The organism is Mycobacterium sp. (assembly GCF_036490025.1).
GTDB lineage: Bacteria > Actinomycetota > Actinomycetes > Mycobacteriales > Mycobacteriaceae > Mycobacterium.
On sequence record NZ_DASXEP010000128.1, the window covers coordinates 87,000 to 101,494 of the forward strand.

At 65.7% G+C, this 14,495-nt stretch carries 16 protein-coding genes; 8 read left to right on the forward strand and 8 right to left on the reverse strand.

What is annotated here, in order from left to right:
• Window positions 1-66: 66 nt before the first annotated feature.
• Both VGG53_RS14660 and VGG53_RS14665 read left to right on the forward strand, forming a co-directional pair.
• A complete protein-coding gene (locus VGG53_RS14660; protein WP_331518780.1) occupies window positions 67-681 on the forward strand; it encodes a TetR/AcrR family transcriptional regulator in 615 nt (204 codons plus the stop codon).
• Window positions 678-2,519: an alpha/beta fold hydrolase gene (locus VGG53_RS14665; RefSeq protein ID WP_331518781.1), complete on the forward strand. Its 1,842-nt coding sequence runs from the start codon at window positions 678-680 to the stop codon at window positions 2,517-2,519. Before VGG53_RS14660 ends, VGG53_RS14665 begins: the two co-directional genes overlap by 4 nt.
• A gap of 15 nt (window positions 2,520-2,534) precedes the next feature.
• Here the strand turns inward: VGG53_RS14665 and VGG53_RS14670 are convergent, their stop codons facing one another.
• From VGG53_RS14670 to VGG53_RS14695, 6 genes are all read right to left on the reverse strand, one after another.
• Window positions 2,535-3,551, reverse strand: coding sequence for an NAD(P)/FAD-dependent oxidoreductase (locus tag VGG53_RS14670; RefSeq protein ID WP_331518782.1), 1,017 nt, complete (start codon window positions 3,549-3,551; stop codon window positions 2,535-2,537).
• The gene (locus VGG53_RS14675) at window positions 3,548-4,048 is read right to left on the reverse strand and encodes an isoprenylcysteine carboxyl methyltransferase family protein (RefSeq protein ID WP_331518783.1); all 501 of its coding nucleotides are present in this window, start codon (window positions 4,046-4,048) and stop codon (window positions 3,548-3,550) included. Before VGG53_RS14675 ends, VGG53_RS14670 begins: the two co-directional genes overlap by 4 nt.
• Window positions 4,049-4,051: 3 nt before the next feature.
• Window positions 4,052-5,092, reverse strand: coding sequence for a type III polyketide synthase (locus VGG53_RS14680; protein ID WP_331518784.1), 1,041 nt, complete (start codon window positions 5,090-5,092; stop codon window positions 4,052-4,054).
• Window positions 5,093-5,276: 184 nt separating this feature from the next.
• Window positions 5,277-6,290, reverse strand: coding sequence for an NAD(P)/FAD-dependent oxidoreductase (locus VGG53_RS14685; RefSeq protein ID WP_331518785.1), 1,014 nt, complete (start codon window positions 6,288-6,290; stop codon window positions 5,277-5,279).
• The gene (locus VGG53_RS14690) at window positions 6,287-6,817 is read right to left on the reverse strand and encodes an isoprenylcysteine carboxyl methyltransferase family protein (RefSeq protein ID WP_331518786.1); all 531 of its coding nucleotides are present in this window, start codon (window positions 6,815-6,817) and stop codon (window positions 6,287-6,289) included. Before VGG53_RS14690 ends, VGG53_RS14685 begins: the two co-directional genes overlap by 4 nt.
• A 3-nt stretch (window positions 6,818-6,820) precedes the next feature.
• Entirely contained in the window at window positions 6,821-7,891 is a 1,071-nt protein-coding gene (locus VGG53_RS14695) for a type III polyketide synthase (RefSeq protein WP_331518787.1), read from the reverse strand.
• A gap of 166 nt (window positions 7,892-8,057) precedes the next feature.
• On the opposite strand from VGG53_RS14695, the gene VGG53_RS14700 reads away from it, so the two are divergent.
• Window positions 8,058-9,206: an NAD(P)H-binding protein gene (locus tag VGG53_RS14700; protein WP_331518788.1), complete on the forward strand. Its 1,149-nt coding sequence runs from the start codon at window positions 8,058-8,060 to the stop codon at window positions 9,204-9,206.
• Between the two features lie 50 nt (window positions 9,207-9,256).
• A complete protein-coding gene (locus VGG53_RS14705; protein ID WP_331518789.1) occupies window positions 9,257-9,973 on the forward strand; it encodes a CPBP family intramembrane glutamic endopeptidase in 717 nt (238 codons plus the stop codon).
• Window positions 9,974-9,992: 19 nt separating this feature from the next.
• On the opposite strand, the gene VGG53_RS14710 is transcribed toward VGG53_RS14705, so the two are convergent.
• A complete protein-coding gene (locus VGG53_RS14710; RefSeq protein ID WP_331518790.1) occupies window positions 9,993-10,805 on the reverse strand; it encodes an enoyl-CoA hydratase in 813 nt (270 codons plus the stop codon).
• 98 nt (window positions 10,806-10,903) lie between these two features.
• On the opposite strand from VGG53_RS14710, the gene VGG53_RS24045 reads away from it, so the two are divergent.
• The 3 genes from VGG53_RS24045 (at window position 10,904) to VGG53_RS14725 (ending at window position 13,400) form a co-directional block, all read left to right on the forward strand.
• Window positions 10,904-11,314, forward strand: a complete 411-nt coding sequence (locus tag VGG53_RS24045; protein WP_331518791.1) for a zinc ribbon domain-containing protein — start codon at window positions 10,904-10,906, stop codon at window positions 11,312-11,314.
• Between the two features lie 196 nt (window positions 11,315-11,510).
• Window positions 11,511-12,584 (forward strand): CaiB/BaiF CoA-transferase family protein, encoded by a 1,074-nt coding sequence (locus tag VGG53_RS14720; RefSeq protein WP_331518792.1) that lies wholly within the window; start codon window positions 11,511-11,513, stop codon window positions 12,582-12,584.
• 63 nt (window positions 12,585-12,647) lie between these two features.
• Window positions 12,648-13,400 (forward strand): 3-hydroxyacyl-CoA dehydrogenase, encoded by a 753-nt coding sequence (locus VGG53_RS14725; protein ID WP_331518793.1) that lies wholly within the window; start codon window positions 12,648-12,650, stop codon window positions 13,398-13,400.
• 133 nt (window positions 13,401-13,533) lie between these two features.
• Here the strand turns inward: VGG53_RS14725 and VGG53_RS14730 are convergent, their stop codons facing one another.
• Window positions 13,534-13,665, reverse strand: coding sequence for a hypothetical protein (locus VGG53_RS14730; RefSeq protein ID WP_331518794.1), 132 nt, complete (start codon window positions 13,663-13,665; stop codon window positions 13,534-13,536).
• Between the two features lie 303 nt (window positions 13,666-13,968).
• Between VGG53_RS14730 and VGG53_RS14735 the strand changes: the two genes are divergently transcribed.
• On the forward strand, window positions 13,969-14,495 hold a 527-nt coding region (locus VGG53_RS14735; RefSeq protein ID WP_331518795.1), incomplete at its 3' end, for an MMPL family transporter.

A 14,495-nucleotide genomic window follows, 5' to 3' on the forward strand; every position in this document is an offset into this window, starting at 1 on the left:
GCGCTAACTGATCGATCAGTCAGCTACGGTAGCGTGGACCAGCGACAAGAGACAATGGAGGTCTCGTTGACAACAGCGGCGCTGGGTCCGCCGGCTGCGACGAACGCCCGACCGCGCATCCTCGCGGCGGCTTTGGAGTGCTTCTGCGAGTTCGGCTACGAGAAATCCTCGATGAAGCGGATCGCGGCGCGCGCCGGTGTCTCACAACCCCTGCTTCACCACCACTTCGACACCAAAGAACGGCTGATCCAATCGGCGATCGAACAGATGGCCGCGGACATGTTCTCGACGGCATTCGACCAACTACCGCAACAGGGAACTGCCGCGCAGCGACTCGATGCCGCGGCCGAACTGCTCTACGCGCTCTTTGTCAACAATCTGCGCGCGGCGACGTTCGTGGTGGAATTCGCTGCGGCGGCAAACCACAACGAGCCGCTTCGACGAGCCTATTCGGACTACCAGCAAACCCAACGGCGCAACGTTGTCCGGTTCATCGAAGAGTTGGCCCCCGGAGCCGAGAGCGACGTATCCGTTGAACTCATCGAGACGCTCCTCCTTGGGATGGCGATGCGCCGCCCGTTCACCACTGACCAATCCGCGTTCCGGGCCGGCTTCGACGTTCATGTCCGACTGTTGATCAACCATCTCCTCGCTCAAGGAACGGAGCACTCAGCGCCATGACCATCGTCAACCCCGAAGGTGCGGTTGCGGCCCCAGTCGACGGCTGGGTTGCAGGAAGCAAAGGCAAGCCGCTCTTCCTGAAACGCTACGAGCATCCCAACGCCGAGTACGTGCTGGTCCTGGTGCACGGCACCGCGGGCTACAGCGCGGTCTACCACGCTTTCGCCGAGCAATTCCGGCGACACTTTCCGGCATCGGTCTGGGCTTTCGACCTGACTGGTCATGGGCGCACTCCCGGCCCTCGAGGCGTCTTCACCTTCGAAGACTTCCTCGACGACGTCCGCGCGGCCTGCGATTACGCGGCCGAAAGCACCGGCCTTCCGGTGGTGCTGCACGGGGCCAGCCAGGGCGGGGAAGTTGCGTTCCATGCGCTCGCCCGCTGCCCACGCGTCGCCGGAGCCGTCTGCATGAACATCTTGCTGAACGACGAACTACAGATGAACCGTGCGATTCGATTGATGCGTTCGACGGTCATGACTCGGGTGGCCCGAGCTCTTGGCGACCGGGTTCGGGTACCGCTGCGCCGGTTCATCGACTTCAAAGCTGCCTATCAAGAAGACCCAGATCTGTTGCCCGAGAAGCTGGCTGACCCGCTCTATGTGTGGTCGTATGGCTTCAAGAGCTACCACTCCGTCTTCAACTACCGACCGACGCAGCCCGCCGCGGCCAATGCCAAGCCCGTCCTGATTGCCTGCGGCGAGAACGACGAGATCGTCGGCTCCAACCATGTCCGGGCCTGCTTCGAGCGGATCGGCGGGCCCAAAGACCTCTTTGTGATGCCGGGCGGTGGACACCAGCTCATGCTCTTCGAGACCGAGGTGTACAGCCGGGTCGTCGACTCGTGGATCCGCGAGCGTGTCTTAGCCGGGGCGAACTCGTGGACCGCGCCGCTCGACGTCGAAGAGCGGACATACTTCGACTTCCTACATCGCGAGCGGCGCAACCAAGCCGACGGCGAGCCAGATTACGGCTATTCCTGGCTGGACAAGCTCCTCACCAGAGTCCACAACGGCACGATCGAACGCGGTGTGCGCTACTTCGCCCAAGCTCAGGCCAGCGCGCACTGGCGGTTCACCGAACAGCTGGTCGGCAAAATCGATTGCGCCGCTTGGCGATTCCTGCGCGACTATTTACCCCAGTTTGCGGGAACTGATCGTCCGCGCATGGCGGTGGCCGGCTGCGGCAGTGGTAGGGCCATCCATGGTTTGCTCGAGCTGGACCCCCGGCTACGGGAGTGGGAAATCGATGGCTTCGACGTCGACTACAAAGCCATCCGGGCAGCACGGCGATCCTTCGCCGACATCGCGAATGTTCGATTCCATGTCGGGGACATCCGCGATCGGAACGTGCTACCCAGCGAACAGTTCGATGTGGTCTACATGCACGGAATATTCGACCACTGTGGGGAGCACCGGGCGGTGCTGGCCAATGTCCATCGTGCGCTCAAGCCTGGCGGGCGGGTGTTCTATGTGGCGCCAGACCGGAATCTGTACACCTGGTTAGCCTTTGTCAGCGTCGGCCCGTCGTTCGTGTCCGGCCTGTACAAGTCAAACCACGACTTCCGCCGCTTCCCCAGACCCACCGAACTTTCCAGACTTCTTGAAGATGTCGGTTACCGGCCGTTGCCGAAGCACGGGGCGTCCCAGCGGCCGGCCGTGGCCGGGCTCGAGTACACGACCAGCATGAACCTGTTCGCTTCACGCCGCTCATTCCACAAACGCAACCTCTCCGACTTCACCATCGAGCTGACCGATGCCCGAAACTGGCTCGGCGGCCGATATTTGGGCGAATACGTTGGAGCCGCAGAGAAACCCGCTGGAGCACAACCACACTCGTGATCGCAGGCCTGCACTTCAACGCGCCAGTGTGTTCACCGCGCGGCCGAAAACACGTGGAACTAGGCCGGCCGCCGGGACGACGACGCGCCGGCCCGCGCGTGACGCCGTCGCCAACACCAGCCCCCGGGTGAGCAGTCGGTAGTCGCGGGTGATCCGGCGCCATGCCGCCTCGTACGACAATGGATCGTTGTCGACGATGGCGGCCACCGCTGCGCTGGCTTGCTTGACGGCGAGGCTGATGCCTTCGCCGGTCAGGGCATCCTCGTATCCGGCGGCGTCGCCGACCAACAGCACGCGTCCGGCGACGCGACGCGAAACCACTTGTCGCAGTGGGCCGCAGCCGCGCGCCCGACCGCGGCCGGCATCGCCCAGTTGCTGTGCCAGGCGCGGGAACCAGGCGAGGTCGGGCCGATGACGGGACAGCACGGCTACGCCGACCAAGTCTGGCTCGACCGGCGTCACGTAGGCCTCACCCCACGGCGACCAGTACACCTCGACGAACTCAGACCATGGGGGTACCGAAAAGTGCCACCGCACACCGTAACGCCGCGGCGTTCCGGCCAACGCGCTGATTCCGACAGCCGAACGCACCGACGAGTGCAATCCATCGGCTGCCACCAGCCATCTCGCGCGCACACCGGCGGCCGTGACCCCGGTCGCGTCTTGTTCGACGCTGCTGACACGCGTCGAAACCCATTCGGTGTCTTGCTCTTTGGCGCGTGCGGCCAGCGCGGCGTGCAACGTGGTGCGTCGTATGCCGCGGCCCGGGCTGACGCGAAAACATGCTTCGGCACGTCGGTGCTCATCCAGATAGGCGACGCCGCGGAACGGCAGACCCGCCGGGTCGACACCGAGCGAGGTCAGCTCGGCCAGGCCGCCGGGCATCAGACCCTCACCGCAGGCCTTGTCGACCGGCGTCGCCCGCGGCTCGGCCACGATCACCGAAAGTCCTTGCCGGCGAGCGTGTAACGCGGTGGCGAGCCCACCGGGACCGCCGCCGACAACCAACAGATCGGCGTCGTAGGCACTCACGCGTAGCCCAGCGCCGCGTTTTCCACCCGGATTCGCACCGAGAGCAACAGCGCGTTGGCCACCGTGAAGCAGGCAGCGGTCAGCCAGGCGGTGTGCACCAGCGGCAGCGCGACGCCTTCGGCGACGACCGCCACGTAATTCGGGTGATGCAGCCACCGGTAAGGGCCCCGTCGCACCAACGGCGCTTCCGGGGCCACGATTACCAATGTGTTCCACCGGGTCCCCAGCGTCCTCACGCACCACCACCGCAGAACCTGGCTCAGGGCGACCAGGACGAGCATCGGCCAGCCCAGCCACGGCAGGAACGGTCGGTGCAACGCCCACACCTCGACGACGCAGCCGAGCAGCAACGCCGTGTGGATGGCGACCATTACCGGGTAGTGGTTGTGGCCGAATTCCTTGCCGCCGTGGGCGAAAGACCACCGGGCATTGCGCTTGGAGACGATCAGCTCGGCTATTCGCTCGATGCCGATCGCCAGGATCAGCAGGTAATACACCGGCTACCAGCCGAGCAGGACGAGTTCCGAGCAGAACGCCGGACCCATGGCGATCATCAGCCCGAACGATCCCGGTGCCGGTGGATCGGCCATGTTCGCCCGCAGCACGTCCAGCACCGATACTGACGAAAGATTCCCGTTGTCACGCAATGACTTCCGGGTATGGTCCATGGCATTCGACGGCAGATCCAGGGTGTTCTCGATCGCCTCGATCACCTTGGGACCGCCGGGGTGGCAGACCCACGTGGAGATGTCGTCGGGGGTCAACCCGTGCTCGCTCAGGAACTTTCGGACGTCGTCGCCCACATACTTCTCGGCGACGGTCGCGACTTCGGTAGACAGCTTGATCTTGAAGCCGCTGGTGCCGATGTCCCAGCCCATCACGTCCTCGGTATCCGGGTAGATCCGGCTACGGGTGGCCAACACCCTGGGCCCGGCCGGTACGCGAGCCGAACCCTTGCCGACCACGGCCGCCGCCCCGTCACCAAACAGGCTGGCGGCCACCAGGTTGGCCATCGAGGAGTCGTCGCGCTGCAGCGTCAAAGAACACAGTTCGACGGCCAGCAGCACCGACACGTGGTCGGGGAACGCGAGCAGATAGTCGTGCATGCGAGCAACGCCGGCCGCACCGGCGACACAACCGAGACCGAACAGCGGTACCCGCTTGACGTCGGGCCGCAAGCCGAGCCGCGTCGCCAGCCGGGCCTCCAGGGTGGGCACCGCCAGACCCGTCACCGTCGTGGAGAAGACGACATCGACGTCGGCGGGCTTGACGTTGGCGGCATCCAGGGCCGCCACTATCGCGCGCTCGCCCAGCGTCAGGGCGACCTCGATGAAGGTGTTGTTGGCTTCGGTGAAACCGCTCAACGTGCCGTATTCCGCCAACGGCAACGCAATGCGGCGCTTCTGCACACCCGCGCTGGCGCCGAAACGTTCGAATTGCGGGCCACCGAAGCCGGTCAGGCCGGACAACGCTTCTTGCTGACCGACCTGATACGGCGGGAATTCGACTGCCACGGCCGCGAGGGATGGAGTAAGCGCCATATTGCCTTTCACCCCCTGCCGACCGGGGCTGACGACGCGCGCTTGGCGATCGTGTCCATGTGCTGGGTCACGATTGAGCCGCGTCGTTGGTTCAATCCGACTATTGGAAGCAAACTACAGCATATTGGATAGCCGGCGCAGCGCGCAGGGTTAGTGTGTCGGGGCTTCCGGGCAGGCCGGGGACTCAGCGCGCCAGTATGTGCACCGCTCGCTCGAAGACCGCGGGTAGCAGTGTGCAGGCGGGCACGATGGCGCGGCGTGCCGGGGCGGCAACAGTTGTGAGTACCAGTCCACGGGTGAGCAGCCGGTAGTCGCGGGTGATCCTTTGCCAGGCCGTTTCGTATGACGAGGGCGTGTCGTTGGTGATGGCGCTCACCGCGGCGGCGGCCTGCTTTACGGCCAGGCTGACGCCCTCACCGGTGAGCGCGTCCTCGTATCCGGCCGCATCCCCCACCAACAGCACCCGTCCTGCCACGCGGCGGGACACCACCTGCCGCATGGGTCCGCAGCCTCGTGCCCGTCCGCGGCTGGCACCTTGCAAATGGTGTGCCAGCCGCGGGAACCAGGCAAATTCCGGGCGCTCACGGGACAGGATCGCCACGCCGACAAGATCTGGCTCGACCGGCGTCACATACGCTTCACCCCATCGTGACCAGTGCACTTCGACGAACTCCGACCACGCCGGCACCTGGTAGTGCCAGCGCATCCCGTATCGCCGGGGTGTTCCAGGCATGGCGTTGATTCCGACGGCACGGCGGACCGCTGAATGCAATCCGTCCGCGGCGATCAGCCATCTCGCGCGGATCCCGGCTGCCGTGACACCGTGGGCATCCTGGTCGACGCTGCTGATGCGCGTCGAGATCCATTCGGTGTCTTGTTCTTTGGCGCGTGATGCGAGCGCGGCATGCAAGGTGGTTCGTCGCACACCGCGGCCGGGGCCGCTGCGGAACGCGGCTTCGGCTCGGCGGTGTTCGTTCAAATAGGCGATACCCCGCAATGGCATCCCGGCAGGGTCGACGCCCAGCGACACCAGTTCGGCCAAGCCGCCCGGCATCAGGCCCTCGCCGCACGCCTTGTCGATCGGATTGTCTCGCGGCTCTGCCACGATCACCGAAAGCCCTTGTTGGCGAGCATTTATCGCCGAAGCGAGCCCGGCCGGGCCGCCCCCGACGATCAGCAGGTCGGCGTCATAGGTCATGGGCGCCGCTCCTCAGCATCGTTGCGCTCTGCGTAGCCCAGCGCCGAGTTCTCAACCCTGATCCGCACCGTCAGCAGCAGCCAGTTGGCCAATGTAAAACCGATCGCGGTCAACCACGCGGTATGCACCAGGGGTAGAGCCAGCCCCTCGGCCACTACGGCAACATAGTTGGGGTGGTGCAGCCACCGGTACGGGCCGCGTCGTACCAACGGGGCTTCCGGCAGCACGATGACCAACGTGTTCCAGCGTCGGCCCAATGTGGCCACACACCACCAGCGCAGCGCTTGGCTGGCCGCCACCACGGCGAGCATCGGCCAACCGAGCCAGCCGATAAAGGGCCGGTCCAGTGCCCACACCTCGATGACACAGCCCAGTAGCAACGCCGTGTGGAGACTGACCATTACCGGATAGTGCTCGTGCCCAAATTCCTTGCCGCCGTGGCTGAAAGACCATCGCGCATTGCGTTTGGCCACCACCAGTTCTATCAGCCGTTCAATCGCGACGGCCAGGATCAGCAGGTAGTACATGGCCTACCAGCTGAGCAGCACGAGCTCGGCGGAGAAGCCCGGGCCCATGGCGATCATCAGTCCGAGAGAACCCGGTGGCGGTGGGTCGGTCATAGTGTCCCGGAGTATGTCCAGCACGGAAACAGATGACAGGTTTCCATTGTCGCGCAATGACTTTCGCGTGAGATCGAACGCGTCTGCGGGCAGGTCGAGCACATTTTCGACCGCGTCGATCACCTTTGGGCCGGCCGCGTGCAAGACCCATCTCGAGATGTCCGCCGTATTCAGACCGTAGTCGTCGAGGAAGTTGCGGACGTCTTCACCCAGATATTTCTCGACGACGGTGGCGATCTCGACGGACAGGACGATCCGGAACCCGTCGCTGCCGATGTCCCAGCCCAGCACTTCTTCGGTGTCCGGGTAGGTGCAGCTGCGCGTGGCGAGTAGCTTCGGTCCGGTCGCCGGCCGGTCGGCTCCAGTCGCGATGACGGCGGCTGCACCATCACCAAATAGGCTGGAGGCGACCAGATTCGCGATCGAACGGTCCTCGCGTTGAATGGTCAACGAGCACAGTTCGACCGCGAGCAGGGCCGCTACCTGATCGGGGAAGGCCCGCAGATAGTCGTGCACTCGCGCCATTCCGGCGGCGCCGGCGACGCAGCCCAGGCCGAACAGCGGAACGCGCTTGACATCGCGTCGAAGACCCAGCCGATTCGCCAGCCGCGCTTCCAGGGACGGAACGGTGAGCCCGGTGACCGTCGTCGAAAACACGATATCGACCTCGGACGGCTCGATTTCGGCTGCAGCGAATGCCGACAACAATGCCCGTTCACCGAGCTCGAGTGCGATGTCGAGGTACGCATCGTTCGCTTCGGTGAAACCGCTGAGCTGGCGGTATCGTGACAGGGGCAGCGCAAGTTGGCGTGTGTCAACTCCGCTGGTGGCGGCAAACCGTCGAAACTCTGGCCCGGCGAAGTCGGCCAATGCCCCGATCACTTCGTCTTGGTTGTGTCGGTGCGGCGGAAACTCGACGGCCACCGACGCAACCGATGGGGTTCCCCTCGTGATGTCGGTCAGTTTGACATCAGCTGTCATCGGATGCGCGTCAGGCGTCAGGTTTCCCACACTGGGAATACGGATCTCGTTCGGCCTTGGTTCAATACCGCTGCAATCACTGCTAATTCGACATCTGTTTAACTGACTTGATTGGGGGAGCCGGTTACCGGTTTGAGGCGCACACGTTCCGTCTACGTTGAGGGGTGTGCGGATACTGGTGACGGGCGCGACCGGCTACGTGGGATCGCGGCTCGTCACAGCGCTTCTTGAAGCCGGCCATGAGGTGCTGGCCGCGACCCGCGACCCGGCGCGGCTTGCCCGCCTGGGGTGGTTTGACGACGTCACAACGGTGAAGCTGGATGCCTCCGACGCCGAATCGGTGCGCGCGGCGCTGACCGGGGCCAGCCGCATAGACGTCGTCTACTACTTGATCCATGCGATCGGCCAGCCCGACTTTCGCGATGCCGACCGCGCCGCCGCGGGCAACGTTGTATCCGCCGCCAAGGACGCCGGTGTGCGTCGCATCGTCTATCTCGGCGGCTTCGTGCCGGCAGACCCCGGCGACGGCGCGTTGTCCGAACACCTGACCAGTCGCGCGGAGGTGGCCAGGGCGCTGACCGTAGACGGCGGTCCGGACCTGGTGTGGCTGGGTGCCGCAGTGATCTTCGGCGCGGGCTCGACGTCGTTCGAGATGATGCGCTACGTGGGCGATCGGTTCCCGGTGATCCCGATCCCGAAGTGGATGGACAACCGGATCGATCCGATCTCCATCCGCGACGTGCTGCACTACCTCGTCGCGGCGGCCGATGCCGGTATCGTTCCACCGGGCGCCTACGACATCGCCGGACCGGATACGACGTCGTACCGCGAGCTGTTGAAGACCTATGCGCGTGTCTCGGGCAAGTGGCACACGGGTCTGCCGGTGTGGGGGGTCGACACCGCGGTGGCCTCCTGGGTCACCGCGGTCGCGCTACCGGTGCCCGACGGGTTGGCCGCGGACCTGGTTGAGTCGCTGGATTACCCGATGCGAGCCAGCGGCACCGGCCTGCGGGATCTCGTCGCTGATCCGCTGGGCGGCCTGCTTTCGATCGAGGAAGCGATAACCCGCGCGGTGTCCACCCGCCGGACCCGCCCGGTCGACGAGCTGGCCGATCCGCACCATCTGGCCGACAGCGATCCGGCCTGGGCAGGGGGTGATGTGCTGCGGCTGCGACGGCTCGCGGGCATGATTACCCCGTCGATCGCGCGACCCGGCCTGGGTTTGGTGGACGTCGTCCCCGGCCCGATAGCCGGTGCGCTGCGGACCGGCCTCGACCTGCTGATCACTCTGACACCGAAGGTGCACTTCGAATGACCCGCGCCGGCGACGATGCAGTAGCGAAGCGATGAGGAGGAGCGGCGCCCATGACTGACGTGAGTCCCCAGCCCAGCGCTCTGGAAGAGGTCCGTCGCGGGATCGTCAATGTCGCTGTGCCGCACAATGAACCGCCCGCTGTCGTGCGACGCAGGCGGATCGTCGTCGCGATTGTGCTGGTACTCGGCGCGGCGGCGCTGGGTCTGGCGCTGCGTCGGCATCCCGGCGAACCGGCTTTCTACTGGTGGTCGTTGGCGCTGGCCGGGGTCTGGGCGCTGGGAGCGTTCGTCTCGGGACCGTTGCACCTCGGCGGTGCCCGCTGGCGCGGCCGCAATCAGCGCCCGGTGGTCAGCGGCACGGTCATCGGGCTACTGCTCGGCGGCGTCTTCGTTGTCGGCGGGTTGATCGCCAGAACGATCCCGGCGCTCTCCGAGCTGATCACGCGCGTGCTGCAGTACACCGACCAGGGATCGTGGCGGCTGACCATGGCCGTCGCGCTGCTGGGCGGCATCGCCGAGGAGATGTTCTACCGCGGCGCACTGTATACCGCGCTGGGCCGGCACTATCCATGGCTGATTTCGACCGTGATCTACGTGATCGCGACGCTGGCCAGCGGAAATCCGATGCTCGCCTTCGCCGCGATCGTCCTCGGCACCGTGTGCGCACTCGAGCGCCGCGCCACCGGCGGGGTGCTCGCGCCGATCCTGACCCACTTCGTGTGGACCCTGGTCGTGCTGCTCGCGCTGCCGCCGCTGTTCGGGTTGTGAGCCTGAAAAAAGTGTGAGTTCAGCTGTCGGTGAAGTTGGGTGCCCGACGCTGCTGGAAAGCCGTTGCGCCCTCGCGGAAGTCGTGTGACTTCAACAGAACGGACTGACCCTCCAGTTCGCGCTGCAGGGTCGGCTCCAACTCGGTCAGTGTGGCCGCGTTGATCGCGTGCTTGGTCTTGGCGAACGCCACCGCCGGACCGGTCAGCAGTCCGGACACCACCTTGTCGACCTCGGCCTGGAAGTCGTCGGCCGGGTAGACGGCGCTGATCAAGCCGGAAGCCAGGGCTTCGGCGGCGGGCAGCCGCTCGGCCAGCAATGCCATCCGCATCGCACCGATCCGGCCGATCGCAGCGGCGATCAGCGCCGAGGCGCCCCCGTCCGGCATCAGGCCGATCTTGGTGAAGGCGAGCATGAAAAACGCTGTGTCCGAAGCCAATACCAGGTCGCAGGCCAAAGCCAACGAGACACCGACGCCGGCCGCCGGTCCGTGAACGACGGCAACGACCGGGCGCGGCAGGGCGGTGATCGCCCGGACCACCCGGTTGGCCGCCAGGATGAGCTCGTCGCCGGGGCCGGCACCGGCCACGTCGTCGGCACTCATCCCGGCTCCGGAGCAGAAGCCGCGGCCGGAGCCGCCCAGCCGCACGACTTTCACCCGCGGGTCGTCGGCTGCCTGCTCCATCGCGTCGGCGATCCCGACCAACACCGGCAACGTCAGTGAGTTCAGGCTCTCCGGACGATCGATCGTCACCGACAGCACGCCATCATCGAGGCTGACGGCAAGCCCGTCGACGGGTACCAGGGTGTCGATTCCAAAGTCGATTGCGGTCATGGGTTTGTTGCGGCGTGGAAGCCCTTGGCTTTTGCCGGGGTAGGAAACGCCGCTTCTCCTTTCTGGGTGGTGTTGGTGGTGGGGGCTAGGTTTTCGGTGTGTCGCGATATCGGTTGCTTCCGACTGCTGAGCAGACGGCGGGGCTGGCTGAGCATTGCCGCCATGCCCGGTATGTGTGGAATCTGGCGGTCGAGCAGCAACAGCATTGGCAGCCGGGCCGTCGCGCGCCGGGCTACAACGAGCAGTGCGCACAGTTGACCGCGGCGCGCGCCGAACAGATCCCGGCCGCCTACACGTCGCAACGTTGCTCGGTGTGCGGGCATGTCGCTCCCGGAAACCGCAAGAGCCAAGCGGTGTTCGAGTGCGAAGCCTGCACTACCGGACCGTGCAACGCCGACCTCAACGCAGCACGCAACATCGCCGCCGGACGGGCGGTGACAGCACGGGGAGACCTCGGCGCTGGCTGGTCTACGAACCGTGAACCTCAACTCTTCTCTCCTGCCGCATAGGTAGTGAGGGTGGGTTGGAATCCTCTGGCTTCAGCCAGAGGAGGACGTCAAGGGCTCGACTGTAAGCCACCGGGGTGCAGCGCCCGCGAGGTCGACTGCAAAGATGCCAATTGAATCAGTGTCGACCCGCTGCGCCCGGCTTTGGCGCGCTTGCGATCGCCACGCTGAAGGGGTGTCGACAAGGAGGTCGGTTGCAATGGCGGGACCGCTGACAGGGTTGCGAGTCATCGAGCTCGCCGGAATCGGGCCGGGCCCGCACGCCGCGATGATTCTCGGTGATCTCGGTGCCGACGTCGTGCGCGTCGACCGGCCCGGCGCCAGCGGCACCGACCCGATGCTGCGCAACCGCCGGTTCGTCGTCGCCGACTTGAAGTCCGATGAGGGCCGTTCGCTGGTGCTCAAGCTCGTCGCCAAGGCCGACGTGCTGATCGAGGGCTACCGGCCGGGCGTCACCGAACGGCTGGGGCTCGGGCCGGAAGACTGCGCCCAGGTCAACGATCGCCTGATCTACGGCCGGATGACCGGATGGGGGCAGACCGGCCCACGCAGTCAGCAGGCCGGTCACGACATCAACTACATATCGCTCAACGGCGTGCTGCATGCCATCGGCCGGGCCAACGAGCGCCCGGTGCCGCCGCTGAACCTGGTCGGCGACTTCGGCGGCGGATCGATGTTCCTGCTGCTCGGGATCCTTTCGGCGCTGTTCGAGCGGCAGACGTCCGGTAAGGGCCAGGTCGTCGACGCGGCGATGATCGACGGGTCCTCGGTGCTGGTGCAGATGATGTGGGGCATGCGCGCAATGGGGATGTGGACCGACGAGCGTGGCACCAACATGCTCGACACCGGAGCGCCCTACTACGACACCTATGAGTGCGCCGATGGCCGCTATGTTTCGGTGGGCGCCATCGAGTCACAGTTCTACGCGGCGATGCTGGCCGGTCTCGGCCTGGACGGCGCGGACTTGCCGGAGCAGAACGACCGCAGCCGCTGGCCCGAGCTGCGGGCGAAGTTCGCCGAGGTGTTCGCCAGCCGCGACCGCGACCACTGGGCCAAGGTGTTCGCCGACTCCGACGCCTGCGTGACGCCCGTGCTGGCGTTCGGCGAGGTCGAGACCGAGGCGCACATCACCGAGCGGAACACTTTCCACCGGGCCGGCGGCGGGCTGCAGCCGCTGCCGGCGCCGCGGTTCTCCCGGTCGACTCCGGATGAGCCGCGCCCGGCCAAACAGCCGGGAGCCGACACCGAAGCCGTTCTGAACGACTGGGTATAGTCCGCCAACCAGTAGGTCGGCTCGCCGCAGGGGAGAGGCCCGACCGGACCGAAAGGAATATGCGTGGAGATCACCGATGCGGTAGCACTCGTGACCGGAGGGGCGTCCGGTCTGGGCCTGGCCACTACCCGGCGGCTGCTCGATGTTGGCGCGCAGGTGGTCGTGCTCGACCTCAGAGGCGAAGAGGTGGTCCGCGAGCTGGGCGACCGCGCGCGTTTCGCGCCGGCCGACGTCACCGACGAGATAGCGGTGACCGCGGCGCTGGACATCGCCGAATCGCTGGGCCCACTGCGAATTGTGGTGAACTGCGCCGGTACCGGTAACGCCGTCCGAGTGCTGAGCAAGGACGGCGTGTTCCCGCTCGACGCGTTCCGCAAGGTTGTGGACATCAACTTGATCGGCACATTCAACGTGTTGCGGCTGGGTGCCGAGCGCATCGCTCAAACCGACCTGATCGGCGAAGAGCGCGGCGTCATCATCAACACCGCGTCGGTGGCGGCCTTCGACGGCCAGATCGGTCAGGCCGCGTACTCGGCGTCGAAGGGCGGCGTCGTCGGCATGACGCTGCCGATCGCGCGTGATCTGGCCAGTAAAGCCATCCGCGTCGTGACGATCGCTCCCGGTCTGTTCGACACGCCGCTGCTGGCCGGCCTCCCCGAGCCGGCCCGGGAGTCGCTTGGCAAGCAGGTACCGCACCCTAGCCGGCTGGGCAACCCCGACGAGTACGGCGCCCTGGCCGTGCACATCATCGAGAACCCGATGCTCAACGGCGAGGTCATCCGGCTCGACGGCGCGATTCGGATGGCGCCACGGTAGTCGGGCGGGGCGCTCCGCGAAAAAGCCCCCGCGGTGGCGGGGGCTGGGCCAATGAGGCAATGCCGACGAGGCGATTGGGGCGATACAACTTCGGCACCGGCACGCTCATTGTCGATGAGCGCGCTGGCGTGGCTTAGCTCGCGTTAGGAAGCGGCTGCCAATCGTCGAACTGCTCCGAGCACTCACCCTCTACCAAGACGTCGCCGTGGTAGAGAGCCTCGAAATCAGCTTTGATCACGTCGGCACTGGAGTCGTCGATCCACATGTTCATGAGCGTATGGGTCGCGTTTAAGGAATTATTGAGTCACGGTTCGGAAAATCGTGGCAATTGTTACCGCCGAGTAGGGCCGCCTGGTCCGGATGCTATGTCCGGATGGTTGGAACTGGCCTATTGGGCAGACGTCCAACCGCATAAGCTCGCAAAATGTCCTGGTTGCTGGCTGCTGCGCTGAACCATTGCGGGTTCCGGACTCGTACTTATTGGTGAGGCGCCGATCATGCATCGCAACGTTGCGTCTGTAACTTACCGCTGGTAAGTTACCAGCGGTAGCACAGCGGAAGGACATCCATGCTGCAGCGGATTGCGCGCCTGGCCATCGCGGGGCCTCGGCGTATTCTCGCGGCGGCCGTGCTGGTTCTGGTGGCCGCCGCAATCTTCGGGCTTCCGGTCGCAAAAAGCCTGTCCGCCGGCGGCTTTCAAGATCCGGCCGCCGAGTCGGCGCAGGCCATCAAGCTGTTGGCCGACAAGTTCGGACAGAGCGATCAGCAGTTGGTGATCATGGTGACCGCCCCGGACGGCGCGCAAAGCGGTCAAGCCCGCCGCGCTGCCTCCGACATCGTCACGCAGGTGCGCGCCTCGCCCGGGGTTTACAACGTGGTATCGGCCTGGAACCGACCCACTGCCGGCCCGTCGCAGCTGGCCGCCGACCTGGTGAGTAAGGACGGCAAATCGGGGCTGATCGTGGCAAACCTCGAAGGCGGCGAGAACAACGCGCAGAACTACGCCAAGAGCATCGCGGCCAAGGTCGTGCACGACCGCGACGGCGTCACGGTCCGTGCCGGCGGAGTGGCGATGGTGTACGACCAGATCAACCG

Excerpts from the sequence above, each read along its gene's own strand:
- VGG53_RS14720 (WP_331518792.1), top strand. The coding sequence starts at position 11,511 with ATGGCGGGACCGCTGACAGGGTTGCGAGTCATCGAGCTCGCCGGAATC.
- VGG53_RS14730 (WP_331518794.1), bottom strand. The coding sequence starts at position 13,665 with ATGTGGATCGACGACTCCAGTGCCGACGTGATCAAAGCTGATTTCGAG.
- VGG53_RS14665 (WP_331518781.1), top strand. The coding sequence starts at position 678 with ATGACCATCGTCAACCCCGAAGGTGCGGTTGCGGCCCCAGTCGACGGC.
- VGG53_RS14705 (WP_331518789.1), top strand. The coding sequence starts at position 9,257 with ATGACTGACGTGAGTCCCCAGCCCAGCGCTCTGGAAGAGGTCCGTCGC.
- VGG53_RS14680 (WP_331518784.1), bottom strand. The coding sequence starts at position 5,092 with ATGGCGCTTACTCCATCCCTCGCGGCCGTGGCAGTCGAATTCCCGCCG.
- VGG53_RS14685 (WP_331518785.1), bottom strand. The coding sequence starts at position 6,290 with ATGACCTATGACGCCGACCTGCTGATCGTCGGGGGCGGCCCGGCCGGG.
- VGG53_RS14690 (WP_331518786.1), bottom strand. The coding sequence starts at position 6,817 with ATGTACTACCTGCTGATCCTGGCCGTCGCGATTGAACGGCTGATAGAA.
- VGG53_RS14710 (WP_331518790.1), bottom strand. The coding sequence starts at position 10,805 with ATGACCGCAATCGACTTTGGAATCGACACCCTGGTACCCGTCGACGGG.
- VGG53_RS14695 (WP_331518787.1), bottom strand. The coding sequence starts at position 7,891 with ATGACAGCTGATGTCAAACTGACCGACATCACGAGGGGAACCCCATCG.